This window comes from Nonomuraea glycinis (assembly GCF_014646515.1).
Lineage (GTDB): Bacteria > Actinomycetota > Actinomycetes > Streptosporangiales > Streptosporangiaceae > Nonomuraea > Nonomuraea glycinis.
Genome location: NZ_BMNK01000003.1, coordinates 453456 through 479121, shown reverse-complemented (window position 1 = coordinate 479121; position 25666 = coordinate 453456). Strand labels below are relative to the sequence as shown.

21 protein-coding genes are annotated in these 25666 nt (G+C 69.8%); 10 read left to right on the top strand and 11 right to left on the bottom strand.

Annotated features, from left to right (window positions below; all coding sequences use genetic code 11):
- Nucleotides 1–37: 37 nt before the first annotated feature.
- Both IEY87_RS11730 and IEY87_RS11725 read left to right on the top strand, forming a co-directional pair.
- A complete protein-coding gene (locus IEY87_RS11730; protein WP_189138580.1) occupies nucleotides 38–787 on the top strand; it encodes a MerR family transcriptional regulator in 750 nt (249 codons plus the stop codon).
- Nucleotides 784–1440: a hypothetical protein gene (locus IEY87_RS11725; protein WP_189138579.1), complete on the top strand. Its 657-nt coding sequence runs from the start codon at nucleotides 784–786 to the stop codon at nucleotides 1438–1440. Before IEY87_RS11730 ends, IEY87_RS11725 begins: the two co-directional genes overlap by 4 nt.
- Before the next feature lie 23 nt (nucleotides 1441–1463).
- Here the strand turns inward: IEY87_RS11725 and IEY87_RS11720 are convergent, their stop codons facing one another.
- The gene (locus tag IEY87_RS11720) at nucleotides 1464–3959 is read right to left on the bottom strand and encodes a glycoside hydrolase family 9 protein (RefSeq protein ID WP_189138578.1); all 2496 of its coding nucleotides are present in this window, start codon (nucleotides 3957–3959) and stop codon (nucleotides 1464–1466) included.
- 389 nt (nucleotides 3960–4348) lie between these two features.
- On the opposite strand from IEY87_RS11720, the gene IEY87_RS11715 reads away from it, so the two are divergent.
- Nucleotides 4349–5473: a hypothetical protein gene (locus IEY87_RS11715; protein ID WP_225276943.1), complete on the top strand. Its 1125-nt coding sequence runs from the start codon at nucleotides 4349–4351 to the stop codon at nucleotides 5471–5473.
- A 109-nt stretch (nucleotides 5474–5582) separates the two neighbouring features.
- Here IEY87_RS11715 and IEY87_RS11710 read toward each other — a convergent pair whose 3' ends face one another.
- The 3 genes from IEY87_RS11710 to IEY87_RS11700 are packed head-to-tail and all read right to left on the bottom strand — an operon-like array spanning nucleotide 5583 to nucleotide 7972.
- The gene (locus IEY87_RS11710; protein WP_189138916.1) at nucleotides 5583–6737 is read right to left on the bottom strand and encodes a macrolide family glycosyltransferase; all 1155 of its coding nucleotides are present in this window, start codon (nucleotides 6735–6737) and stop codon (nucleotides 5583–5585) included.
- A gap of 54 nt (nucleotides 6738–6791) precedes the next feature.
- Nucleotides 6792–7505 carry a hypothetical protein gene (locus IEY87_RS11705; RefSeq protein WP_189138576.1) on the bottom strand — a complete coding sequence of 238 codons (714 nt, stop codon included), beginning with the start codon at nucleotides 7503–7505 and terminating at the stop codon, nucleotides 6792–6794.
- Between the two features lie 32 nt (nucleotides 7506–7537).
- The gene (locus IEY87_RS11700) at nucleotides 7538–7972 is read right to left on the bottom strand and encodes a nucleotide triphosphate diphosphatase NUDT15 (protein WP_189138575.1); all 435 of its coding nucleotides are present in this window, start codon (nucleotides 7970–7972) and stop codon (nucleotides 7538–7540) included.
- Between the two features lie 86 nt (nucleotides 7973–8058).
- Between IEY87_RS11700 and IEY87_RS11695 the strand changes: the two genes are divergently transcribed.
- Nucleotides 8059–10257, top strand: coding sequence for a hypothetical protein (locus IEY87_RS11695; protein WP_189138574.1), 2199 nt, complete (start codon nucleotides 8059–8061; stop codon nucleotides 10255–10257).
- Nucleotides 10258–10310: 53 nt separating this feature from the next.
- On the opposite strand, the gene IEY87_RS11690 is transcribed toward IEY87_RS11695, so the two are convergent.
- Nucleotides 10311–10835 (bottom strand): ATP-binding protein, encoded by a 525-nt coding sequence (locus tag IEY87_RS11690; protein ID WP_189138573.1) that lies wholly within the window; start codon nucleotides 10833–10835, stop codon nucleotides 10311–10313.
- Between the two features lie 229 nt (nucleotides 10836–11064).
- On the opposite strand from IEY87_RS11690, the gene IEY87_RS11685 reads away from it, so the two are divergent.
- The gene (locus tag IEY87_RS11685) at nucleotides 11065–12672 is read left to right on the top strand and encodes an NsdA family TPR-like regulatory protein (protein WP_189138572.1); all 1608 of its coding nucleotides are present in this window, start codon (nucleotides 11065–11067) and stop codon (nucleotides 12670–12672) included.
- A gap of 104 nt (nucleotides 12673–12776) precedes the next feature.
- On the opposite strand, the gene IEY87_RS11680 is transcribed toward IEY87_RS11685, so the two are convergent.
- From IEY87_RS11680 to IEY87_RS11655, 6 genes are all read right to left on the bottom strand, one after another.
- Nucleotides 12777–13433 carry a DUF4276 family protein gene (locus IEY87_RS11680; protein WP_225276942.1) on the bottom strand — a complete coding sequence of 219 codons (657 nt, stop codon included), beginning with the start codon at nucleotides 13431–13433 and terminating at the stop codon, nucleotides 12777–12779.
- A 23-nt stretch (nucleotides 13434–13456) separates the two neighbouring features.
- Nucleotides 13457–14560 carry an AAA family ATPase gene (locus IEY87_RS11675; protein ID WP_189138570.1) on the bottom strand — a complete coding sequence of 368 codons (1104 nt, stop codon included), beginning with the start codon at nucleotides 14558–14560 and terminating at the stop codon, nucleotides 13457–13459.
- A gap of 68 nt (nucleotides 14561–14628) precedes the next feature.
- Nucleotides 14629–15852 (bottom strand): acyl-CoA dehydrogenase family protein, encoded by a 1224-nt coding sequence (locus IEY87_RS11670; RefSeq protein WP_189138569.1) that lies wholly within the window; start codon nucleotides 15850–15852, stop codon nucleotides 14629–14631.
- A gap of 45 nt (nucleotides 15853–15897) precedes the next feature.
- On the bottom strand, nucleotides 15898–17763 hold the full coding sequence (locus IEY87_RS11665) for a CASTOR/POLLUX-related putative ion channel (RefSeq protein ID WP_189138568.1): 1866 nt from the start codon (nucleotides 17761–17763) through the stop codon (nucleotides 15898–15900).
- Nucleotides 17764–17890: 127 nt separating this feature from the next.
- A complete protein-coding gene (locus tag IEY87_RS11660; protein ID WP_189138567.1) occupies nucleotides 17891–19360 on the bottom strand; it encodes a long-chain-fatty-acid--CoA ligase in 1470 nt (489 codons plus the stop codon).
- Nucleotides 19361–19400: 40 nt separating this feature from the next.
- Complete coding sequence (locus tag IEY87_RS11655) at nucleotides 19401–20729, bottom strand: PucR family transcriptional regulator (protein WP_189138566.1); 1329 nt, start codon at nucleotides 20727–20729, stop codon at nucleotides 19401–19403.
- Between the two features lie 191 nt (nucleotides 20730–20920).
- Here IEY87_RS11655 and IEY87_RS11650 point away from each other — a divergent pair, with 191 nt between their 5' ends.
- From IEY87_RS11650 to IEY87_RS11630, 5 genes are read left to right on the top strand one after another with little or no spacing between them, the layout of a single operon-like run.
- Nucleotides 20921–21679: an ABC transporter ATP-binding protein gene (locus IEY87_RS11650; RefSeq protein ID WP_189138565.1), complete on the top strand. Its 759-nt coding sequence runs from the start codon at nucleotides 20921–20923 to the stop codon at nucleotides 21677–21679.
- Entirely contained in the window at nucleotides 21676–22386 is a 711-nt protein-coding gene (locus tag IEY87_RS11645; RefSeq protein WP_189138564.1) for an ABC transporter ATP-binding protein, read from the top strand. The genes IEY87_RS11650 and IEY87_RS11645 overlap by 4 nt, the downstream gene beginning before the upstream one ends.
- 2 nt (nucleotides 22387–22388) lie before the next feature.
- Nucleotides 22389–23270, top strand: a complete 882-nt coding sequence (locus IEY87_RS11640; RefSeq protein ID WP_189138563.1) for a branched-chain amino acid ABC transporter permease — start codon at nucleotides 22389–22391, stop codon at nucleotides 23268–23270.
- Complete coding sequence (locus IEY87_RS11635) at nucleotides 23267–24310, top strand: branched-chain amino acid ABC transporter permease (protein WP_189138562.1); 1044 nt, start codon at nucleotides 23267–23269, stop codon at nucleotides 24308–24310. The genes IEY87_RS11640 and IEY87_RS11635 overlap by 4 nt, the downstream gene beginning before the upstream one ends.
- Before the next feature lie 5 nt (nucleotides 24311–24315).
- Complete coding sequence (locus IEY87_RS11630; protein ID WP_189138561.1) at nucleotides 24316–25596, top strand: ABC transporter substrate-binding protein; 1281 nt, start codon at nucleotides 24316–24318, stop codon at nucleotides 25594–25596.
- The last annotated feature ends 70 nt before the right edge of the window (nucleotides 25597–25666 follow it).

Here is a 25666-nt window from a genome sequence, read left to right as displayed (position 1 = left end):
TTGACCTTGACGTAGCGTCAACGTTTTTAATGAGGGCATGCGAATCGGCGAGCTTGCCGCGCTGGCCGGGGTGTCGACTCGGACCGTGCGCCACTACCACCACCTGGGGCTGCTGCCCGAGCCTGTACGGCTGCCCAACGGCTACCGCGCATATCGGCTGCGTGACGCGGTGCTGCTGGCGCGGGTGCGGCGGCTGGCCGAGGTGGGGTTGTCGCTGGACGAGATCCGTGACGTGCTGGCCGACGACCAAGGCAAGGACCTGCGCGAGGTGCTCGTGGAGCTGGACGCGGATCTGGCGCGGCAGCAGGAGGAGATCGGCGTGCGCCGGGCCAGGTTGGCGGGGCTGCTGGCCGAGCCGGATCTGAGCGGGGACGCGGTGGCGTCTCCTGAGCTGGCCGCGGTGCTGCATGACCTGTCCGCCGGCGGGTCGAGGTTCGCCGAGATGGATCGGCAGATGCTGACCCTGATGGGCACCGTGGCGGAGGCGGACGAGCAGGAGCGGGTGGTGGAGCTGCTGCGGCCGCTCGCCGAGCCCGGGATGGTCGAGCGCGGGCACGTGCTGTACGAGCGGCTGGACGAGCTCACCGACGCCGAGCCAGGAGATCCCAGGGTCGCCGAACTCGCCACGGACCTGGCCGATCACCTTCCCGAGGAGATGGTCAAGGAGCTGCTCGGCAATCTGCCCGAAGAGGGTGCGCCGTGGATGGCCGCCATGTACGAGGACTTGTCGCCCGCCCAGGCCGAGGTGTTCAGGCTGATGGTGGCCGTACTCAAGGAGAAGATGTGAGACTGCCCGAGCAGGTGCGCAGGATCGTCGGTTTCGACGCGAAGGGCATGCGGAGCCTGGGGCTGTGGGTGCTGCGCCGTCGTGACGGCGTGCCGCCCGGCGCCATCGAGGTGACCTACTCACGCGCTCAGTCCGCGACGATGATGATCATGCTGGGCATGATGGCCGTCGAGACGGTGGCGGTGGAGTTGCTGCTGCGGGCGATGGCCGTGTCGGCGTGGGTGCGCCTTCCGGTGCTCGTGCTGGACGTGTACGGGCTGCTCATCGGGTTCGCGGTCGTGGCCGCCTGCGTCACCCGCCCGCACGTCGTCACCGCCGGGGAGTTGCGGATCCGGTACGGCGCGTTCCTGGACGTACGCATCCCGCGTGAGCTGATCACCGCCGTGCGGGTGGTGCGCAGCTACAACGAGTCGGGGCTGGTCGGCGTGGTGGACGACCGGCTGACCGTGGTGGTGTCGTCGCAGGTGAACATGGTGGTGGAGCTGTCGGAGCCGATCACGATCGTGCGCCCGTTGGGCCGGCGGGCCGAGGTCCGCACGGTGCGTTTCTTCGCCGACGCGCCCGCCGTGGCGCAGTCCGCCTTGGCGGTGGATCCCTCCGGCGGCCCCCGCCGTACGACAGGCGCCGCGTCCGAAGCGGGCGCCCGCCCCTGAAGGGCGGGCGCTCCGCGCGGGTGTCAGGCGCAGCGGTCTCCGTTCAGGTGGAAGACCTCGGGAGCCGTCCCCGGCGTGCTGGTGAAGCCGAACGTCACCGTATGACCCGGCTTGATCGTACGGTTGCCGTGCAGGTTCTCGGCCTTGACCGCCGGGCCCGACTGGGTGACCTTCGCGCCCCAGGCGTCGCGGACCCGCTGGGTGGCCGGGAACGCCCAGCGCAGGCTCCAGCCGTTGATCGCCTGCTTGCCGGTGTTCTTGATCGAGAGCTGGCCGGTGTGGCCGTGCCCGGTGTAGCGGACCGTGCAGGAGCCGTGCCCGGCCCGGTCGGCCAGGAAGGACGAGATCCAGGCCAGCGGCGAGTTCCAGTTGATGGTCAGCTCGTTGGTGGACCAGGACTCGATGTCGTCGATGTAGCAGAACTGCGGCTTGCAGCCCTGCAGCAGCCGCTGCGCGACCGGGTCCTGGATGGCGGAGTTGGGGCCGCCTGACAGCGTGCCGCGCGGCGGGTTGGGCAGGGCGGGGTCGAGCTGGTGGGCGTACCAGCGGCTGTGCTGGTTGTGGCTGGCGACCTCGCCGTAGCCGGTGACGTAGGACTGGTTGAGCGCGTTGCGGCCGAGCAGGTAGTCCATGCCCTCCCGTACGGCCGCACGGTATTTCTCCTCGCCGGTCGTGTCGTACGCGGTGGCCAGGACGACCATGTTGTTCAGGATCAGGTTGTTGGAGCCCCAGTCGTAGTCCGGCGGGTCGTACGGAATCCCGTACGGGTGCGCCCGCAGGACGGCGAGATACTTGTCGGCGCCCTCGGCCACCGACGCGCGGACGCGCTGCCGGCCCGGCAGGGCGTTGGGCACGGTCGCCAGGTCCAGGCGGCCGAGCTGGGCGGTGTTGCCCCAGTCGAAGCCGCGCTGACGCCAGATGTCGCCGGTGTGGTGCGGCGAGGCGAGCACGTAGTCCTTGAACTCCCGCTCGCCCGTGGTGATGAACAGCTCCGCCGCCGCCCAGTAGAACTCGTCGGTGACGTCGTTGTCGGAGTAGGCGCCGCCGCCCACGCCGTCGTTCGGGTCGGCGTAGCGGGCGGGGTTCGCCTTCGCGGCGGCCCAGGCGCGGCGCGCGGCCTGGAGGTTCGTGGCGGCGAAGACGGCGTCGTACGGCGCGTACAGCCGGGCCGCCTGGGCGGCGGTGGCGGCCAGGTTCAGCGTGGCGGCGGTGGACGGCGGGTGCAGCTCGCGGGGCTGCGCGTCCAGGTGCGGCAGCAGCGGCAGCCCGGTCCAGGTGGCATCGTGGATCTTGTGATGGGCCATCCCGGCGAGCGGCTTGCCCGGGGGGACCTGCATGCTCAGCAGGAACCGCTGCTCCCAGCGGGCCTCGTCCAGCACGTCGGGCACGCCGTTGCCGCTTTCCGGGATGCGCAGCGTGCCGTCGCCGAAGGCGGCCCGGTCACGCTCGTACAGCGCCATCAGCTGGTAAGCCGAGATGCCGCCGTTGACCACGTACTTGCCGTGATCGCCGGCGTCGTACCAGCCGCCACGGACGTCCAGCCGGTAGTCACAGACACCGGGCTGGCACGGGACGCTCGTGTCGCCCTGGTTGGGCGGCGCGCCCAGGTGGCCGGCGGGCCGGGCGTAGCCGGGTCTGAGCCGGTCCAGGATCTCGAGGCCGCTGCGCTGGGTGTAGTAGAACTTCAGCGCGTCCACCCGCAGCTCGTCGTACAGGCCGGCGGCGATGTCGAAGGGCCGGCTGGTCTCGCCGTCGGCCACGAGCGTGTAGCCGGTGCCCGGCTTGCGGTAGGAGCCGAAGTCGATCGTCTGGACCTGCTGCCCGGAGCTGGTGTCCTGGCCCGCGGGCTCGGTCTTCCCCTTGGCGACGGTCGTGCCGTTCGCGTTCCTGAGCCGCCACTCCAGCACGGCGCTCTCGCCGGTGACCACCGTCGCGCTCTTGGGGCCCGAGGGGAGGTAGCCGACCATGTTGACGCGTACGCGCGGGCCGGTGTCGGGCTCGTAGACCTCCGGCTCGGCGCCGCCCTTCAGCGACACGTCGTCCACGCAGAACCGCCACGGCTCGGCGCTGCCGCCCAGTTGGAAGACGACCTGGGCGTCGGGCAGCGAGACGGGGGCGGTGAAGGTGTAGGAGTAGGCGTTGCCCGACACGCTCAATTCGGGACTGGCCGCCAGATACTGCGTGTACGGATCGACGGGAAGCTGGACGAGAGCCCTGACAACCTTGGCCGAACCGGCCGAGGCGGCGAACGCGTAGCCGTACGTCTCGCCCTCGACCAGCGGCAGGTCGTTCTGGCCGATGATGGCGTCCCACGGGTTGACCGTGCCACCGGGGACGTCGGCGCACAGGCGGCCGTCGTCGACCTCCAGCGTCAGGTTGCCGGTGCCCCACCAGGGGGCGGTGCCGGTGTCGAAGGTGCCGTTCACGATCTGCTCCGGGCCCTCGTCGGCGTGGGCCGGGGCGGGGGCGAGAGCGATCGTCAGGAGAAGAGCCGCTGCCGCGGCCAGGCGTCCGGTCATGGAGATCCTCGGGGGGGTTAGGAGCGCTCCCGGGATCTTCCGCCGCCATAGATGTGCCGTCAACGACGCCTTCCCACGCCGAGGTGCGGGCCTGGGGCTACCGGATGAAACTTTCAGCGCATACCTCGGCTGTCAGGACAGCCACGAGGCTTCAAAGGGGTCGCTCACGACTCGCCAAAACTGGACAAAGATCGGCGCGTCCCGCCGTCGTCCCCCTCGCCGTCGGCGCTATGTGGCGAAACCATGGATGTTGAAGGTGCCCGCGGAGGACTTCCCGCCGGACTGGCGGGGTTCGGTGCGGCACCCCAGGCTCAGGAGGGGGAGAGATGACCGAGCTCCTGGTGAACACGACAACGATAAGCGCTCAGATGCAGCCCGCAGTCGCGGCGATGCAGAGTTCGAGGTACTTCGTGGTGTGGGCTGACACCAGCGACGCCACCATCAAAGGCCGTGTCGTTCGAGCGAACGGCCCGGTGACCGGACAAGAGTTCGTCGTCAACACGCCGACGCCCCAGGGAGCGAACATCAACCGGGGGAAGCCGGCCGTCACCCTCACGAGTTCGGGTCCTGCCGTGGTGTGGATCGAGACCGCCTTCAACCCGCCGGGCGTGCAACCGCAGGTGAAACTGCAGAAATTCGACTCCAGCGCGAACAGAACCGGACCCGAGATCCAGGTGAGCACCACCGACATCGACCCGAAGAACCGGCCCTCCGTCACCAACATGATCGACGGGGGCTTTCTCGTCACCTGGGCTGACTCGCGCAAGGATCAGCGTATCCGTGCTCAGCGATTCGGCTCAGGCGGTACGAAGATCGGCTCCGAGTTCACCGTCAACACCACCGAGGGGTTCCACCAGGATCCGCTGGTGAGGCGACTGGTCGACGGCAACTACGTGGTCGTGTGGCGGAGCGACCCCTTCCCGCCCGGCGGGGGGAGTCTCACCCTGCGCCTCTTCGACCTTGAGGGGTCACCGGTGACAGGGGAGATCAGGCCGAACATATCCGGGTTCGGCGGCCAGAAGGCACTCACCCTTCTCGACAACGGACGGTTCGTCATCGCGCACGTACGCGACCTGGGGGACAGCGATATCGGCGTCGCCAAGAGCGATGTGGAATGGCGGGTGTACGAGCCCGGTGGCACGTTCGCGAACATCTCGCTGTTCGCGAGCGACGAGCAGGGGGTCAACTGCTCGGCACCGGCTCTCGCGCCGCTACCGGGTGGACGGTTCCTGCTGGCCTGGGTACAGAAGAGCGCGGAGACCTTCGCCACGGTCCCGCACGTCAAGGTCAAGATCTTCTCGGACACCCAGGGATCGGTCGGCCCAGTGGTCGCGGTCAGCCAGGCCGCGGCCGAATCACGCGCCGGTACGGCCGCCGCCACGTCCTTCGGCGAGGGCGAGGGAGAGTTCGCCCTCGTCACCTGGCACGATGACAGCGGCTCAGGCGGTGATATGTCGGACTTGGGGGTCCGGGGTCACCAGTACCGCGTCATCGGCTCGGGGCAACTCATCTAGCTCACTCGGTGGCGGTCCCCATCGACCATCGCCGCAGGACCGCCACCGGAGCGGCACCGAGATGATCTGACGCGCAGCGGAAGCCCGAACCTGGCCCTTCAGCGCCGGGTCAAGGTGACGCGAGGAAGGTCTCCAAGAGGTCGGCGGCGCGGTCGGTGCCGCCCTCGGCCCGTGCCTCGGCGCGCAGCCGCGCCGAGCGGCGGGCCGCCTCGGGGTCGGCGGTGAGCTCCAGCAGCGCCGAGCGCAGCGCCTCCGGGGTCGCGTCGGCGGTGTCGATCCGGCGGGCCACGCCCAGCTCCACCAGGCGATCGGCGTTCATGAACTGGTCGACGCCCTGCGGCACGGCGATCATCGGCACGCCGGTGAACAGGCCCTCGCTGCTGCCGCCCATCCCCGCGTGCGTGACGAACGCGTCCGCCTGCTCCAGGATCGCGAGCTGCGGCACCCAGGAGTGCACCTCGACGTTGGCCGGGATGTCGCCCAGCTCCGCCACCGGGGTGTGCTTGCCGATCTGCAGCACCACGTGCCAGCCGGGCAGGTCGCCGAACGCGGCCAGGCAGTTGCGGTAGAACTCCGGCTGCCGGGTGTAGGCCGAGCCGAGCGAGATCAGCAGCACGTTCGCCGCATCGGCCGGGCGGGTCCAGCCGCCCTGGTCGTTCCGCGGGCCGAAGCACGGGCCGACGAACGTCACCACGTCCGGATCCACCTGATCGGCCTGCGGCTGCATCGCCCGGGGGATCGTGGCCAGGCAGCGCGGGGGGTGACCGGAGAAGCGCTCCATGTCCGTGGTCGTGGCCCCGGCCTGGATGAGCCACTCGGTGAACCTCGCCCGGTAGGCCGAGGCGCCCGGCAACGCCCATATCTGAGCGGCGACCTCGTCCTCGTAGCCTTTCCAGGCCACCATCGACGGTGAGAGCTGCGCCACGGGCCTGCCCTGCGACTCGGCCAGGGCGCGGCCCGCGTACCCGCCGATGTCGTACAGGTAGAGGTCGGCGGGGTCGTCGTCGTACACGGCCTTCAAGCCGGAGTACCGCTGGATGTTGTCATCGAGGAAGACGCTCATCGCGGCGATCGGGTCGTCCGGCCAGTCGTGGTCGGCGACCGGCAGCGTGGAGGTGTACGGAACCAGCTCGGCACCGGTAGCCGTGATCACGTCAGCCACCAACGGGTCGTTGGCGTACGTCACCCGATGGCCGCGCGCCACCAGCTCCCGGATGATCTCCAGACTGGGCAGGATATGGCTGATGGCGGGGATGCCCACCATGGCGATATGGGACACGGCGGATCACTCGTTTCGGGTCTGCGGGGTGCTGCGATTCTAGCCCGCGCGCCGGAACCTCCTGATCGTCCACGCCAGACCTGTCATCAGCACGACCGCCACCACGACCAGACCGACCAGGGCCGCCGTGCCGCCCGAGCCCTGCTCACCCGCCGGGGTGTTGTCCGGTCGGAGAGCAACGGCCGGGGTGCTGTCCGGTCGTACGGTGGCGGTCGGAGTGCTTTCCGGCCGCTGGGTGGCGGTGGCGGTCGGTGTGTCGTCCGGTCGCTGGGTGGGGTCGGGTCGGCGTGGGGTGCCCAGGGCGGTGATCAGCTCGGGTTCGAGCGGCGCGAACCCGTCGGTCTGCGCCGAAGGGCGCAGGGGCCGGTCGCCGGCCGGCACGTCCCTGTTGCCCGAGCAGAGCGTGGTGGTCAGGCCGGCCTCGGCGCTCCTGGCGAAGATCAGATAACGCCTGCCGACGACGAAGTCGAAGCCACAGGCGGCTGACTGCGCCTGGGTGACCACCTCGATCTCGCGGCTCGAAGCGCCCTTGTAGACATGGTCGGTGTGGAGGGCAGCGGTGACCTGGCCGCCGTCCAGCATCTTCTCGTCGACCCGGACGCTCGCGGCAGTCGCGGTGAAGACGGCGTCGGCGTCCCGCATCTGCTCCTGGGGCGTGCGGTCAGCGCAGGAGCAGGCGAACGCCGTACCGACGCCACCGACCGTCAGAAAGGCCACCACCAGCGCGAGCGCGGCGAATATCCGAACTGTCATGACCTGACTGACGTACGGCGCGAGCGGCCGGTTCAGCTCACCACCCGGTACCGGGTCGCCGGCGCGGCCTCCAGCACCTGGGCGGTCGCGGGGAACAGCGGCGCGGGCAACTCGTCCGGCGCGAACCAGCGCCACGACCGGAACACCTCCGGCTCGGTCACACGCGCCCGCCCGGACCCCTCCAGATGCGGGACGACCTGCGCGCTGTCCATGATCACGGCTGCGGTGACGCGCACGACGCCTCCGGGGTGGTCGACGATCACCGCCGTGACGCGGGGCGGGCCGGCGTCCCCGATGCCGGTCTCCTCCTCCAGCTCGCGTACGGCGGCGGCCTCGAAGGTCTCGCCCGGCTCCACCGCGCCGCCCGGCAGGCACCAGGACGGCTCCTCACCGGCCTTGATCCGCTCGCCCAGCAGAATCCGCCCCTGCGGGTCCGTCAGCACGACCCCCACCCCGATGATCCCCATCCACCCTCCTCCGTACGGCGCCAGTGTAGGACTTGATCTTCGCTAGGGTGGGGCGCCCCCTGCCTGGAGATGCGAGGAAATGCCTGATGCGTCGCTACAGGTTCGGCCGGATCGCCGCCGTGGTGGCCGTGGGATTCGTCGTCGCGGTCCTCGTGGCGGCCGTGGTCGCGTGGGTGAGCCGCGACGCTCGGTTCCTGGTGCCGGTCATCACTCGGCAGAGCGACAGACGGCTGCGCCTGGTCGAGTGGTACAACCTGTTGCCCCTGGTCGTGGCCGGTGTCGTACAAGGGTGGGCGTTGTGGCATCTGCTGCGGGGGAGGCCGGTCGGCGAGCGGGCCGAGCTGCGGTGGGACGCCCGCTTGCTGCGGATCGCATTGTTCGCGTCCCTCGGGCTGGAGTTGCTGCCGTCCTCGCTGGGCGTGCCCGTCGACCTGGTCCAGGTGGTCCTGGTCGTGCTGCTCTTCCGGGTGCTCGACCGGGCGCCCCTCGCGCTGCGGCTCGTCGCCCTGATCGCCGGGTTGATCGGTCCGGTGCGCCGGCTCGCTGACGACCTGGTCGGCCTGCCCTTGCCGGTGGACGAGGCACTGACCGGTCTGGGGCGGACTCCGTACCTGGTCTGGCTGGTGTTGACCTTGGTGATCCAGGCCGGAGACGGTCGCTGGGCGAGGGCCACCGTGTGGTGCGGCGCCGCGCTCACCATCGGCCTGCTGCTGCGGCCGTCGTTCTTCTACGTCCGCGTGGACAACGACGTCCTTCCGCTGGTGATCGTCGGTTTCCCCTGGGTGCTGGAGATGTTCGAGGTGGTGTGGTTGGCGCGCACCGCTCACGAGCTCGCCACCCGATCCCCTGACGCTCCCGCGCGCCCCGCCAGGACGGCGGGTGTGTGGCGTTGGTGGCCGCTGCCGCTCGTGGCCGTGCTGCTGCCGCTGCTTCCCGTCGCGGTCAACCTCGCGCGTGGGGTGCCCGTGTGGATCGGGCCTCGGGGGGCGGTCGACGCATGGTTCCGGGAGAGCTTCGGCGGCATCCTGGCGACTACCTGGTTGTCCTTGGACGTGCTCGTCGGGCTGGGCGTCAGCGCCGTGCTCGTGCTGGTCGCGGTGCTGCGGCCGACGCGCCGCCTCGTGCTCGGCACGGTCGCCGCTCTGCTCCTGACCGCCGCGGCGGGCGTCGCGACGATCGCCACCGCCACCCCGCCCGCGTGGTCCGATGCCGACTACGAGAACATCTGGATCCACCCCCGCGAGCTGACCGGCGAGGGCTTCGGCATCTCGCCGCTGTGGCACAGCGCCGCTCTCACCGCCTCGGCCCTGCTGCTGCTCTACCTGTACGGCGCCCGCCCGGCCCTGCGCAGGACGTACCCGAAGGTGTTGGTGAGCACGGCCACGGTCGCGGCGCTGATCCTCGTCCCGGCGTCAGACCACGCGCCCGGCCCGCTGACGGAGGCGAGCGACTGCGAGCCGAACCTGGACCCCTCCGCCCCGTACGAGCCGCCGCCTGAGCTGACCGCCGAGGAGCGTTTCGTGTGCGGGGTGCGTACCTCGAAGAGCCTGCCGCTCGCGCAGGGGATGCCGGACAGGGTGCTGATCACGTACGGGCGCCGCCTGTGTGATGCCTACACCATCGATGACCCGAGCGAGCTGACCCGCCTCCTCGGCGGCGTCGAGTTCGGATACGGCCTGGCTCCTCTTCTGGCCGACATCTGTCCACACGCCACCGCCACGGTGCGGGCGGCGGTCGAGGAGGAGGAGCGTGCGGAGCAGGCCCGGCAGGCCGACGAACAGCGCATGTGCGACGCATCCTCCCACCGCCCTCGGATCAAGCCTCTTGAGGCGACGGTCATGGAACCCGAGTGGGCGGAGCTGAGTCTGCACGCCTACGAATCGGAGGACGACCCCTTCGAGGATCACCGGCTGGACGGCCCCGACGACGCGGACCTGGTGGCCTCGGCTCCCGGTCACCTCGCCCTCTTCGTCGGCTCCTCGCCGACGCTCTGCATCACCACCGAGACCTACGACCGCCGCCCGCCGGTGGAGACCAAGGGCTGGACCCAAGTCGTCGAAGTCGGCCACCGCAGCACGCACGGCCGGATCGTCCTCGCCGACTACCTGTCCGACGTCGAGCTCCCCGACCTGGCCGCGCACGGCAAGGGCCACTACCGGATCCGCGTCCACTCCGCCTGGATCGACTGGAAGGGCGAGACGATGGCCGGCCGTCGGCTGCTCATCATGAGCTACCCGGGTCGCGGCGCCCCCATCACCGTCCACCATCCCCGCGAATCCCCCTGACCTCGGTCAGCCGTCCCCTGCATGGTCCGCGCCCACCACCTGTTTCCCTCTGATCAGCCGCCGGGCTGGACCATGCGCGCCCACACCTGGTGCCCTGTCTCCTCGTCGCCTTCGTACCCGAACTGGTCGGCGAGCGCGGCGACTATGGCCAGGCCCCGTCCGTACTCCGCGTCGGCCCTGAAGAGTCTGCCGAAACGGGGGACGCCGCCCCAGCCGCAGTCGTAGACCGCGATGGTGGTCGTGGCCGTCGTACGGGTGACCTCCACGATGAACGTTCCCTTGGACCGACCGCTGGCGGTGTGCCGGACGGCGTTCGCGGCGAGTTCGCCGGCGATCAGTTCGGCGTCGTGGCGGTGGTCGGAGTCGGCCAGCAGGTAGCGGGTGAAGTGGCGGGCGTGCGGGACCTGGTCGAGGGTGCCGGGGAAGGTGCGCCGCCAGGTCAGGCCGCCGGGGTGCAGGTCGATCATCGCGTCGATGTGCTCGCGCAGGACCGGGCCGGACGGGTCGGTGCTCAGGTTCTGGTCGCGCTGCCGGGGGATGAGCAGGGGTACGTCCGCCCGTTCGGTGCTGTTGTGCACTGGTGGCTCTCCGTGGACATGTAGGGGTCGGCTTCTCGCCTCTACGTTGTCCCGTCGGCCGCACCAGGTGGATCCCCACCCGATCCTCACAGGCCACCCACCTGACATCGCTGCTGACCTGCCCGAATCCGCCCATGTCCATGATCTGGCCCCGCCGTCCTCTGAAATCCCAGCCCTATCGTCATCGCCGAACGTGACTATTCCTTTACTATTAGTAGACGATTCAGGCGTGGAGGTGGTGTGGATGTCCGGCGAGAGCTACCGAGCACTGCTACGGGCTCGCTCGTGGAGTAGGCACCTTCGTGAGAAGGGTTTCACCTGGGACCAGATCGCCGAGGTGCTCGCGCTCACGCACGAGGTGAGCCCGTTGCGGCTGTATCGGCTGGCGCACGGCCGCACGGGAGCCGACGTGGCGGCCCTGGTCAACGACGCCGACCCGGCGGGCACGGCCGCCCTGCGCGATTCACGCCTGTACGACTATGAGGGGTGGCCGGAGACGGGCCGCCGACCGCCCGCCCGTCTGCTGGCCGTACTGGCCGAGATCTACGAAACCACGGCCCGGAGCCTGTTGTCCGAGGCGGTCGTGACCTCGTACGAGGCTGCCGACCGTGTCCTCCTTGATGATGCGGACTTCCGCCATTTGGACGTCAATCGGCCCACGCCGCCCGATTGGGACAGTCGTGTCACCGCGAAGACGGATGCGGACCGTACGTCTGTGGGCAGGACGGCAGTGGACGCGGCGTCATGCATGCGGCTGCTGCGTGCCATCGACGTCGAGGAGGCCGACGTGAAGCGACGCGAACTGCTCTTCGAGCTGGCCCTGGCATTCGGTGGAAGCCGAGCACTCGACCTGATGCGAATTCTCACCCTTGAAGAGAAAGAACGTCTTGCCGGAGTGCTGCGCAACACCTGGCGGACGGACGAGGCCACGGTGCGGACCTTCGAGAAGATGACCTTGAATGCGCGGCAGGCCGACGATGTTTCCGGCCCCGCCAAGCTGCTACCCGTCATCCGTGGACAGCGGGTGGCTGTCGGCAAGCTCCTCGCCCGCGAGTCGATAGCGCCGACCCTACGCGACCGGCTCCTCGATACGTACACGCAACTGTCACAGCTGGCCGGCTTTCTCACCTACGACCTGCGCGATTACGCGGCAGCCGAGCGGCCTTTGCACGACGGCTTGCGCTCGGCACTCGAACTCGGCGATCCAACATTGATTGCCTACATGCACTACTGGCTCGGCAGGGTGGCCGCTGACCAGCACCGGATCGCCTCGGTCGTCGACCATGCCTTCGCCGTTCGGAGCTGGGCCGCCCGGTCTCCAAGCAAGCTGCTGGCGCCGCTGCACGAAACGCTGTTCTCGCTCGCCTGCGCAGTCGAGGGCAATACGGCGGCAAGTGCCCGCGCGCATGAAAGCGCGCTTGTATCGGCAGGGGCGCCGAAGGAGAACGAACGCGAGTTCCTGTACTGGGTTTCGCCAACGGTGGTGAAATCCAGAAGGACCGCCTTGCTGGTTCGGCTGAATCAGCCCGGCCAGGTCATAAAGACGGCCGAGCACCAGCTGGCTGAGATTGACCCGAAGTTCAAGAGGCGTCGTGGAATGATGCTCACCCGATACGCCCGCGCCTTGGCGCAGGCCAAAGAGATCCCTGAGGCGGCGGCCAAACTCACGGAGGCCGCCCATCTCACCCGGCAGCACAGCTCGGCCCGGCTCACCGACGAAATGAACCAGGCACGAGCCCGACTGGAACCCTGGACGAACACCACCTACGTTCGCCAATTGGACGAGACTCTACGATCCTGCGGCCTCACTCCGGCGGGGCCAGGAATCAGGGCTTAAACCGGTGGCCCCCCGCAGCGTTAAGTTGATCTGCCTTGACTCATATCCATAACGGTCGTTTCAACGCTTAGTGTGATATCTCCGAAATGACTTTACGGTTTGCCCTATCGCCGCTGCTTCGTGAGACCTGTATTGACGGCGGTGAACCAGGCGTCGGCATGGGGACAGCCTTTTCTGATGGCGTCGATGCCGATCTCGGCGATGACGAGTGGGCCGTCGGACGTCTTGCGGTAGCGCGGATAGAGGCGCAGGAGCCGCTTGGAGGGGGCGGTATCGGCTCCGTCGTTGACAAGTTCGGCTCCCTGAGCGTCGGTCACGATCGCTTGGGCGGCATGGGCGAGTGCGGCATCCCCGGTGAGCTCGCCCAGGGCCTCATGGCCGAGGATCACCCATGCTTCGATCTCGTGGAGGACCAGGTGGGGTAGGAAACGGGGATCTCCGATGGCTTGGCCCATTGCGCGCTCAACATGGGTTACTCGGTCGTACGGGGAACCAGGCGGGCGTGTCGCCATTCCGGGAGTGTCGGAGGGGAGCCCGTAGTAGTCCAGCAGGGTTGTCAGCGTGGTGATGGATGAGTCACGCAGGAGCAGTCGGATTTCCGTGGCGAGCTTGCCCCAGGTGGACAGTCCACCCTTGCAGGAGGTGCCACCTGCCGGGCGTTTGGTGGTGAGGATGGATCGGGTGACGAAAACGTCGGCGCATTGCAGGTAGGGGGCGATGACCTCGCGGGCGACGGTCTCTTCCGTCTGTCCTTCGCACAAGATGTGGAGTCTACGCATCGGGGTCACCGAGACTCGGCTTGCGGCCTGCCGCCGAGCAGGTTCTTCTCCCATAGTTCGCCCAGCGAGTAGTCGGCCAGCCAGTCGCGCAGCCGTTCGGGGTCGGGGCGGTCGAAGACCGAGGCGCCTTCGGCGCGTTCTACGACGATGAGGTCGTCGAGTTCGAACTGGTTCATCAGGGTGACCGACTGGGTGGCGATGAGCACCTGGCTGTCGTGGGCGGCGGCGCGCAGCATGTCGGCGAGTTGCACGATGGCGTAGGGGTGCAGGCCGAGCTCGGGCTCGTCGAGGACGACGAAGTTGGGCAGGTCGGGCAGGCTGAGCAGGGTGGTCAGGCAGATGAATCGCAAGGTTCCGTCCGACAGCGCGTCGGCGGGGAAGACCACGTCGGAGCCTTCCTGTTGCCAGCGGAGCCGCAGCCGACCGTTCTCCTCGGCGAGTACGAAGTCCCGGAAGAACGGGGTGACCTGCTGAATGGTGCGTACGATGCGCCGGTAGGAGGCGGTGTCACTTTGCCGTAGGCGGAGCAGGACCGCCGCCAGGTTTCCCGCGTCGGGGTGGAGTGCGAGGTTGTCGGAGGCGTATCCGGTCTGCTTGACGGGGGCGCTGGGGCCGGTGTCGTGGAAGTGGAACACTCGGCAGCCGCGCAGCATCTCCACCACGTGCCCGGCCACGGAAGCCTGTCCACGCTTGCTGATCTCCTCCAGCAGCCGGGTCTCCCGGTGCCCTCGCCCCAACGAGGCGTCGTACGGCTCGGCATGGTTTCTGCCGAGAAACCGGATGCGTTCCTCTCCGAAGATCAGCTCGTCGCCGGCCGCGGGGAGGAGCGTCGCCTCGTACTCGTTGGGTGTGAAGTCCAGCCGCAGCGCGATCCGCGCGCCACCCTTGGGGCCGCCGTGCAGCAGGGCGGAGGCCCCGCCGGCCTGGCCGACGAAGAGGTTGAGCTCCCCGTCGACGATGCGGCCCAGCAGGGCGAGGGCGGAGATGAAGTTGCTCTTGCCCGCGCCGTTGGCGCCGACCAGGACGTTGAGGTCACGCAACTCGACCTGGGCCGAGCGGATCGAGGTGTATCCCTCGACCGTGATCGACTGAAGCCTGCGGCGCGTCATGAGGCCAGCTTAGATCGAGGCGGCCTTGTTCGATCACCGGAATCGGCGTCCCGGCTGTGTTGAGCGCATCAGAGGGGGAGGCCGCCGGTGGCGGCGTTGGTGGAGCCGGTGGCCTGGTAGGCGGCTATGGTGCGTTCGGCGATGCGCATCTGGTGGATCTCGTCGGCGCCGTCGGCGAAGCGGGCCCAGCGGGCGTGTTGCATCATGTTCGCCAGTGGCGTGTCCGTGGAGTAGCCCAGGGCGCCGTGCACCTGGATGGCGCGGTCGATGATGCGGTTGAGGCTGTTCGCGACGAAGTGTTTGGCCATGGAGACCTCGGTGCGGAAGTCCTCACCCTTATCGATTTTGGATGCGGCGTGCAGGACCATGAGTTTGCACTGGTAGAGCTCCATGGCGGAGTCGGCGATGAGCCATTGGATGCCCTGCTTCTCCGCCAGCAGCGAGCCGTGGCTGTAGCGGTTGAGTGCGCGGTCGACCATCATGTCCAGGGCCGTTTCCGCCTGGGAGATCCAGCGCATGCAGTGGGCCAGCCGGGCCGGGCCCAGGCGGTACTGGCCGAGGCGGTGGCCGTTGCCCCGGCCGCCGAGGACCTGGCTGTCAGGGACGCGGAGGTCGGTGATGACGATCTCGCTGTGGCCGGTCGAGCCGTGCATGGTCTCGACCTCGCGGACGTCGTTCCAGCCCTCCTGCGGCAGGTCGATGAGGAAGGCGGTGTTCGCGCCCCGGGCGCCCTCCGGCACGTCGAGCTCGGTCTTGGCGATGAGGATGGCGAAACTGGCGCGGCGGGCGTTCGAGATGAACCACTTGTGGCCGTTGATCACCCACTCGTCGCCGTCCTGGACGGCCTGGGTGCGGATGAGGGTCGGGTCGGAGCCGGCCACCTCGGGCTCGGTCATCGCGAAGCAGGACATCCGCACACCGTCCAGCAGGGGGCGCAGATAGCGCTCCTTCTGCTCGTCGGTCGCCCAGTGCAGCAGGGTGTGCATGTTGCCCTCGTCGGGGGCGCTGCAGTTGAGCACCCAGGGCCCGAGCCGGGTCTTGGCCGCCTCGGACTGCACCATGGCCAACTCCACGTGCCCCAGGCCCATGCCGCCCCACTCCTCGGGCATGTGCGGCAGCCACAGTCCCTCGGCCCTGGCCCGCTCGCGGAGCGCGAAGATGCCGCGCAGATAACCCTCCCGGTCGCCCTCACTCAGCTCCGCGCTCGCGGGGATCACCACCTCCTGGATGAACGTACGGACCCGCCGGCGGATCTCCTCATGCTCCGGAGCCAGGGTGAAGTCGATGGCCATAAATGCCCCTTTATCCGTATTTTCGGGTCCACCTCAAGAGCGGGCTCAGTGTTCGGCGAGGACGATCACCGAGTCCCGCTCTCCCAGGATGATCGGGTCCGTTTTACTGGGGTTCAGGACGATGCCGTAGTGCGGCGGGTCGTTGCGGGCGCTGGCGTCGCGGTAGCCGATGGCCGTCTCGCCCTGACGCCGCGCCGACTCCACGACCGTGGAGAACGACACCCGCGTGCCCGTCTTCACATAGCCGCCGGCGGGGCGTGGGTAGATCTCCGAGCCGCGCGAGTCGAAGAGATAGCCGAACACGTCCGCCAGGTGCCGGTTCTCGGCGAGCTGGGCCAGCAGCAGGCCGATGACGGTGTCGCTGATCACGATGTCGTCGGCCTCGGTGACCTCGGCCAGGGCGCGGTTGCTCTCGTCGTGCATCTCGCTGACGATCGAGTAGTGCTCGCCCAGCACGCTCTGCATGTCGCGTAACTGCAGCAGCGTCATGAGCGTGCGCGTGTCGGCGTGCCGGGCCTCGAAGCGGTCGTCGGACAGCACGATGACATGCTGGAAGAGGCCGACGCCCAGCGACTCCAGGGCGAACCTGTCGGTGGTGTCGCACTCCTTGACGTTCACGACGAGGTTGCGCAGACCGATGAGGTCCGCCCCGGCCTTGGGGTGGTCGGTGGAGATCTCCAGGACCGAGCCGGGGGCGACATAGCCGTCGAGGTAGCGGATGATCTGCTCGGCCCGGCCGTTCCAGTTGAGCAGCAGCGTGCGCTCCGGCTCCGCGGGCGCCTTCCCGGCCGCGACCATGGCGGACTCGTCCACGGACGGCTCGCCGGTCGCCAGGCGGACGTGCGAGTCGTCGTGCGCGATGACGACGACCTGGTCGTCGGCGTTGATGACGGTGTCCATGGCCGGGTTCAGCACGACGCCGGACGGCCGGCGCAGGCCGATCACGGAGGCGGTCTGATACGCGTGCAGCGCCTCCCCGTACGTGACTCCCACAAGCTTCTTCGGGGTGCGCAGGTAGATCTCGCCGCCGTCGAAGTTGAGCAGGTCCATGCAGACGACGGACATGCCCGACTGGCGGGAGGACTGCACGATGAGCCGCGAGGCGGTGTCGTCGGAGTCGACCAGGTGCACGTCCGGGCCGCCGGCCAGGCGGGCGGCGGCGGCGTTGCGGCTGGAGGTGAGACCGACCACCACGGGCGGGTGGACGCCGTCGCGTTTGGCCAGCGCGAGCAGGATCTTGATGACGTGCGCGTCCGGGTCCTCGCCCCCGGGCGAGAGCACGACGACGGAGTGGGCCGCCGCCAGGTTCAGCAGCGCGAGGTCGTGCGGCTCGGTGGGCCGTCCGGTGCGGCAGACCAGCCGGGTCCTGCCGAGGTCGCCGACGTGCTCGCGGATGTCCTCCTCCATGGCCAGCTTGTCGCGGTCGGCCAGGATCGCGATGACCGAGCCCTTCTGGCTGGCCTTCGCCTTGACGAGTTCGGCCACGATCGTGAACACCTGGTCGGACCAGCCGAGCACCACCGTGTGCCCGGACTCCACGATCACCGACCGTCCCCTGCGCAGGCGGTCCACCTTTTGCTTCAAGCCGTTCGACAGCAGACCGACGAGCATGCTCACAATGAACAACCCGCCCAGCGAGCCGGCGAACATCACGAGCATGTACGCCACCGAGCCCTTGTCGCTGGCCACTCGGCTCGGGGTGAGCGCGTGCATGAGCGCGATCCAGAGCACTTCACCCGCGTGGGCCACGCCCTCGGGCTCGTTGGGCGCCAGCCACAGCGTGAGCGCCGCCACCAGGACGATCAGACCCAGCGACACCACCGCCAGCCAGCCGATCAGCGACGCGGTGCCTCTGGACATCGTGTTGTCGAACCAGTAACGCGCCCGCTCACCGAGCGTGACCTTCGCCACTTCCTTGATACCTCCGCGTAAGGAGAAATCTGACCCGATGTCACATTGTCTCGGGTGATCTTACGGCCGTCCGGCGACAGTTCCTCCCCATCGTTTACAACGACGGCTCACCGAGAACCCGGGCACCTCAGTGCACGGTGATGGCGCGCTTGAGGATCTTGCCCGTCGGGCTGACCGGCAGCTCGTCGGCGAAGGAGATGCGCCGGGGATACTTGTAGGCCGCCACCCGCTCCCGGACGAAGGCGCGCAGTTCGTCGGCCCCGACCGCCCCCCGCAGGGACACCACGGCCGCGATCTCCTCCCCGAGCTCCGGATGGGGCACGCCGATGACCGCCGCCTGCCGTACGGCGGGATGCTCGTACAGCACCTCCTCCACCTCGCGCGGATAGACCGTGTACCCACCCCGGATGATCACGTCGCGGCGGCGGTCGACCAGGAAGAAGAAGCCGTCGCCGTCCACCCTGCCGAGGTCGCCGGTGTGGAACCAGCCGTCGCGGATGGCCTCGGCGGTCGCGGCCGGGTTGTTCCAGTAGCCCTTCATCACGTTCGGCCCCCGGATGACGATCTCGCCGATCTCGCCGTACGGCACCTCGCGGCCGGCCTCGTCCACCACCCGCATCTCGATGCCCCGGACCGGCCAGCCGACCGAGCCCGCCCGGCGGCCGTCGCCGCTGCGGTTGGTGGCGGCCACCGCGGAGGTCTCGCTCAGGCCGTACCCCTCCACGATCGGGCAGCCGAAGCGGACCTCGAAGGCGCGCAGCACGTCCAGCGGCAGCGGCGCGCCGCCGGAGACGCACACCCGCAGCAGCGACAGGTCCGAGGCCCCCGGATGGTCCAGCAGCGCGATGTACATGGTGGGCACGCCCTGGAAGACCGTGACGCCGTCGCGCCGCATGACCTCCAGGGCCCGGCTCGCGTCGAAGCGGCGCATCAGCGTGAGCCGCGCGCCGGCGTGCACGGTGGCGTTGAGCGAGCACGTCTGCCCGAAGGAGTGGTAGAGCGGCAGCGCGCCGAGCACCACGTCGTCCACGCCGAGCGCGTGCATGCGGGCCACGGTCGCGGCGTTGCCACCGAGGTTGCCGTGGGTCAGCTCGATGCCCTTGGCCCGGCCGGTGGTGCCGGCGGTGTAGTGGATGACCGCCGTGTCACCGTCGGCCCTCGGGGTGACCCCGGCCTCGGCGGGCAGACCGCGCAGCAGCCTGCGGAACTCGTCGGGGACCACGAAGAAGCAGTCGGTACGGGTGCCGGCCGTCCCCGCCTCGGCGGCCTCCGCGAACGCGTGCCAGGCGATCAGCAGCCTGGCCCCGCAGTCCATCACGTACGAGGCGATCTCGCGTTTGCGCAGCAGCGGATCGATCGGGACCACCACGGCCCCGATCCGCAGCACCCCGTAGTAGACGGCGGCGAACTCGGGGACGTTCGGCAGCATGACCGCCACCCGGTCGCCGACGCCGACGCCGCGCCGGCGCAGCAGGGTGGCGATCCGCGCCGTCATCAGCTCCAGCGCGCCGTAGGTGAGCACCGCTTCGTCCAGCGTGATCGCCGCCCGTTCACCGAGTCGCTCGGCGGAGGAGTGGAGCCGGTCGGCGAGGTTCATGGCACTGACCGTACGTCCGGCATCCCGGAGTCCTCATTGGTCACGGTGGCCAGTCTTTTCCGCCGCGGATTGTGCCTGGGGGCAGCGAGTCCTGCAGCGCGATGGCCACGAGCAGCTCGACGAGGTCGTCGATCCGGCGCAGGCTGCGCCCGGTCCGCTCCTGGATGCGGCGCAGCCGGTACTGGGCCGTGTTGGGGTGGATCTGCAGCCGCTCGGCGGCGGCGCGCAGGTTCAGGTCGGCGGCGGCGAAGGCGCGAATGGTGGCGGTGAGCACGCCGCCGCGGGCCCGGTCCTCGTCCAGCAGCGCGGTGATCCGGGGATCGACCAGGTGGCGGGCGGTGTCGTCGGCGCGCAGCGCCAGATACTGGAACGGGGTGATCCGGGGGAGCGCGGCCACGCCGCCGTCCTCCGGCAGGAAGTCCAGCACCGCGCGGGCCTCCTGGTAGGCCCGCGGGATCAGGGCGAGGCCCGCGCTGACCGTGCTGATGCCCATCGCCAGCACGATCCCCTCCGCCAGCAGCGTCTCGCGCAGCTCCTGCAGCCGGTCGCACAGCTCGCCGGGGTCGCCGCCCTGGCCGAGCACGGGGACGGCGACGATCTCCGACTGCCGCACCACCGACAGGGTCCGCGCGCCGTGCCCGCCGGTCCTGGCGATCGCCGCGCAGGCCGCGTGCCGGGCGTCGGCGCCCCGGTCGGGGCCCCGGGGCACGGCGCCGCGCAGCCCCAGCACGACCGCGACGACCACCAGCACCGAGGTGCGCGCGTCCGGCGCGAGCCCGTGCGCCTGCGCCGCCGCCAGCTGCGGCCCGCGCGTCGGCAGCGTGCCAGCCAGCAGCGTCTCCAGCAGGTCCCGGCTCTCCCGCACCGCCTCGGCGGCCGCGTACTGCTGGAATTCCATGTACGCGTTCGCGGCGTGCGTGCTGGCGAAGTCGCAGTAGCGCATCAGCGGGGCGGCCAGCGCGAGCGCGGCCTCGTGCCCGGCGGAGGAGTGGCCGGCCCGGGAGAGCACCGACTCCCAGAAGACCTGCTGGCCGACGCGGAAGGCGTTGATGTAGTCGGCCAGGGCCAGCCCGGCGCGGGCCCGGCGCATCGCCGACCGGCGGACGAAGGCGATGTCGTCCAGGGTCACCGTCCTGTCTTCGAGCAGCACGGCGAGCTTGCTGCGGTAGTGGCGCGCCACCTGGTCGCGCACGTCGGCCAGGAACGCCTCCTCCCGCGCGGCGTAGGCGGGGATCTCGGCGCGCATCGTGGCGACCGCCGTGGCCGCCAGTCCGTCGAGGTCCGCGAGCAACTCGGCGAGGATCCGCGCGCGTTCGGCACGTACGGGCGCCGCACCAGTGAACGTTTCCGTGCTGGAACCACTGGACATGTCCGGGATGATCCATGCCGGTCGCGGACAGGTCAACAGGTTGTAACCGGTCCGAGACAGAGGCTGTGCTCGGCGGACAACCTTCGTCTCACATGTTGGGTGACCGTACCCAATGCGGGCGGTGACGGCCGGATCCTACGCTGACCCCAACTTCAGAACATTCTTCCGCTCGCAGCGCCTCAGGAGGCCGGATGCTGGAAGTACACGATCTCACGGTCCGTTTCGGAGGCATCACCGCGCTCGACGGCGTCGGGTTCTCCGTGGCGCCCGGCGAGATGGTGGGGCTCATCGGGCCGAACGGCGCCGGCAAGACCACCCTGTTCAACTGCCTGACCCGGCGCTACACCGCCGACGAGGGCAGCGTCCGGTACGAGGGCGCGGACCTGCTGGCCGTCGCCCCGCACGCCATCGCGGCCCTCGGCATCGCCAGGACCTTCCAGAACCTCGGCCTGTTCCCGCGCATCTCCGTACGGGACAACGTGCTGGTCGGCGCGCACCACCGGGGCCGGTCCGGGTTCCTCACCGCGGCTCTGCGCCTGCCGGGCGTCGGCCGGGAGGAGCGGACGCTGCGCGCCGAGGCGGACGCCATGCTCGCCCGGCTGTCGCTGACCGAGGTCGCCGGCCACCCGGCCGCCGGGCTGCCGTTCGGCACGCTCAAACGGGTCGAGCTGGCCAGGGCGCTGATCGGGCGGCCGCGGCTGCTGCTGCTCGACGAGCCGGTCAACGGGCTCAACTCCGCCGAGGTGGCGGAGTTCGCCGGCACCCTGCGGGCCCTGCGCGACGAGCTCGACCTGACCGTGGTCGTGGTCGAGCACCACATGGGCTTCGTGATGAGCACCTGCGAGCGGATCGTCTGCCTGGACTTCGGCAAGAAGATCGCCGAAGGGCCGCCGGCCGAGGTGCAGCGCGACCCCGGCGTCATCGAGGCCTACCTGGGGACCGCCGTATGAACGAGCTGGTGGTGTCGGAGCTGCACGCCGGATACGGGGGCGCGCAGGTCCTGCACGGCGTGAGCTTCACGGTCGGCGAGGGGGAGATCGGCGCCATCCTCGGCCCGAACGGCGCGGGCAAGACCACCCTGCTGCGCGCCCTGTCGGGCATGGTCAAGGGGCGCGGCAGCGTCCGGCTCGACGGCGTCGAGCTGCTCGGCAGCTCGCCGGACACGCTCGCCAGGCGAGGGGTGGCGCACGTCCCCGAGGGGCGGGGCACGTTCATGCCGCTGACCGTCGAGGAGAACCTGCGGCTGGGCGCCTATGTACGGCGGTCCGGCGTGGACGCCGACCTGGACCGGATCTACGGCTACTTCCCCGCCCTGAAACCCCGGCTCAAGCAGGCGGCGGGCAGCCTCAGCGGCGGCGAGCAGCAGATGCTCGCCCTCGGCAGGGCGCTCATGCTGCGGCCCCGGCTGCTCCTGCTGGACGAGCCGTCGCTCGGCCTGGCCCCGCTGGTCACCCGGGAGCTGTTCCGCATCGTCCGGGCCATCAACGAACAGGAGCGCACCACCGTGGTCGTCGTCGAGCAGAACGCCCATCTCGCCCTGGGCATCGCCCAGCAGGCGCATGTCCTGGAGACCGGCCGGATCGTGCTGTCGGGCACGGCGGCGCGGATCAGGGCGGACGAGCAGGTCGCCCAGTCCTACCTCGGATACCGGGTGTAGGGATGGCCGGATTCCTGCAGCAGATCGTCGTCGGGCTCGGCGCGGGCGCGATCTACGCCAGCCTCGCCCTGGCCCTCGTGCTGATCTACCGGTTCACCGGGATCGTCAACTTCGCCCAGGGCGAGCTGGCGATGTTCTCCGCGTACGTCGCCTGGCAGTTCATGGCCGTCGGCGTGCCGTTCTGGCTGGCTCTGGTGCTGGCCCTGGCGGTGTCGTTCGTCGGCGGGATGCTCATCGAACGCGTCATCATCCGGCCGGTGGAGGGCGCTCCCGAGCTGACCGTGGTGATCGTCACCGTGGGGCTGTTCATCTTCGTCAACGCGGCGGCGGGCTGGATCTGGTCGTTCCTCATCAAGGACTTCCCCAACCCGTTCCCGAGCGGCGCGATCGAGGCCGGCGGGCTCACCGTCGGCTTCTCCACGCTCGGCGTGTTCGTGGTCGTCGGGGTGGTGATGGGGCTGCTGTACCTGCTCTTCCAGCACACCAAGATCGGGCTGGGGATGCGGGCGGTGTCGGCCAACCCCGACTCGGCGCGGCTCGTGGGCATCCGGGTCGGCTGGACGCTGGCGCTCGGCTGGGGGCTGGCCGCCACGGTCGGCGCGGTCTCCGGCGTGCTGGTGGCCCCGCTGCTGTTCCTGGAGCCGAACATGATGGGCGGCGTCCTGATCTACGCCTTCGCCGCGGCCACGCTCGGCGGCTTCGACAGCCCGATCGGGGCGGTGGTGGGCGGGCTGATCGTGGGCGTCGCCGAGACCCTGGCCGGCGCGTACGTGAGCGCCGTCGGGCCCGACCTCAAGGTGGGGGTGCCGCTGGTCATCATCCTCGGCGTCCTGCTGCTACGGCCCCAGGGCCTGTTCGGGCGAGCGGTGGTGGAGCGGGCATGAACGAATCTCCGGTGAGCACGGGCGAATCCACGGCCACGGTGAGCAGCGGATCGGCGGCGGGCGCGGTGCCGCGGGCTCGGGCGGGCGTGGCCCGGTGGCGCTGGGCGGTCGCGGGGTTACTGCTCTTGGCGGCGGTGTACGCGCCGTTCCAGCTCGTTCCGTTCCATGTCTTCCAGCTCACCATGGTGCTGGTCTACGCGCTGGCGCTGCTCGGGCTGAACCTGCTCGTCGGGCACGCCGGGCAGATCTCGCTCGGGCACGGCGCCTTCTTCGCCGTCGGCGCCTACGCCACCGCGATCCCGCTGGCCCGGTGGGACGTGCCGCACCTGGTGACGCTGCCGATCGCGGCCGGGGTGGCGTTCCTGCTCGGCCTCGCGCTGGGCCTGCCCGCCATGCGGCTGCGCGGGCTCTACCTGGCCCTCGTCACCCTGGCCATCGCGATCTTCCTGGTGCCGCTGCTCAAGCGGTTCGAGGAGGTGACCGGCGGGTCCATGGGGCTGACGCTCCCCAAGCCGGCGCCACCGGCGTGGACCGGCCTGGCCGAGGACCAGTGGCTGTACTTCCTGGCCCTGGCCGTGGCGCTCGTCGCGTTCGGCCTGGCGGCCGGGCTGCTGCGGTCGCGGGTGGGGCGCGCCCTGCACGCCATCCGCGACAACGAGGCCGCGGCCGAGGTCATGGGCGTGCGGCTGTCGTACTACAAGACGCTCGCCTTCGCCTGGAGCGCGCTGTTCGCCGGGGCGGCGGGGTGCGTCTACACCTGGGTGATCGGGTTCGTCTCGCCGGACTCGTTCGTGGTCACCCTCTCGATCACCCTGCTGGCCGGCATCGTCGTCGGCGGGCTCGGGTCGCAGGCCGGCCCGCTGTTCGGCGCGCTGTTCGTGATGTTCGTGCCGAGCATCTCCCAGGACGTCAACAAGGCCGCGCCCGGCGTCATCTTCGGCCTGCTGATCATCGCGGTGATGTACGTCGCGCCGACCGGTCTCGCCGGGCTGGCGGGGCGCGCGGCCGACTCGCTCAAGAAGACCCTCCGGAAGGGGTAAAAGGGATGCGTTTATCTGCGATCGGCCGTACGGCCGTGACGGCCACCCTGGTGATCGCCGCGGCGGCCTGCGGGGGGCGGGAGAGCGGCGGCGGCACACCGTCCACGGCGGCCGCGGGGGAGTGCCAGGGGCAGCAGACGACCGGGATCACGGACACGAGCATCAAGCTCGGCGGCATCTATCCGCTGTCGGGGCCCGCGTCCGCGTACGGCGACATACCCAAGGGCATCAAGGCCTACTTCGACTACGTCAACGCCGAGCAGAACGGCATCGGCGGGCGCAAGGTCGAGTTCGTCGTCCGCGACGACGGCTACCAGCCGCCCAAGGCGGTCGAGGAGGCGCGCAGGCTGGTCGAGCAGGAGCAGGTGTTCGCGCTCTTCCAGACGCTGGGCACGCCGTCGACCACGGCGACGTGGGACTACGCCACCCAGCGGAAGGTGCCGCAGATCTTCGTCGCCACCGGCGCCTCCAAGTGGGGCCTGGACACGGCGCACCCGTGGACCATCGGCTGGCAGCCCAACTACGTCTCCGAGGCCCGCGTCTACGCGCAGTATCTCAAGACGGAGAAGCCCGCGGCCAAGGTCGCCGTCCTCTACCAGAACGACGACTTCGGCAAGGACCTGCTCGGCGGCTTCAAGAACGCTATCGCGGGCACCGAGATCACCATCGCCGCCGAGCAGAGCTACGAGGTCTCCGACCCCAGCGTGGACCCGCAGATGCGCAACCTCGCCGGGTCGAAGGCCGAGGTGTTCCTCAACATCACCACCCCGAAGTTCGGCTCGCAGGCGCTGGCCGCCGACGCCAAGAACACGACGTGGAACCCGCTGCACATCGTCAACAACGTCTCCTCCTCCATCACCGTGCTCAAGCCGGTCGGCTTCGAGAACGTGCAGGGCGTCGTCTCCTCCGCCTACTACAAGGACCCGCTCGACCCCACCTGGGCGGACGACGCCGAGATGAAGCTCTACAAGCAGAAGATGCAGCAGTACGCCCCCGGTGTCGACGCCGACGTCCCCTACCACACCTTCGGCTGGGCGGTGGCGAGCAGCTTCCACAAGGCGATGGCCGCGGCCAAGTGCCCGACGCGCGAAGGGCTGCGCGACTCGGTGCGCGATCTGAAGGGCGTGCAGGTCGACATGCTGCTGCCGGGTGTGGTGCTGGACACCGCGCAGGGTGACGGCTTCCCGATCGAGTCGATGCAGCTCATGGAGTTCAAGGGCGAGCGGTGGGAGCTGTTCGGCGAGGTGATCGACACCCGCAAGGAGTTCGGCCCCCTCACCGGCTGACCAGCACAAACCCGCCGGCACCCGCTGCGGCATCCGAGCACGGCATCCGCGCACGGTCACGACCGCGAAG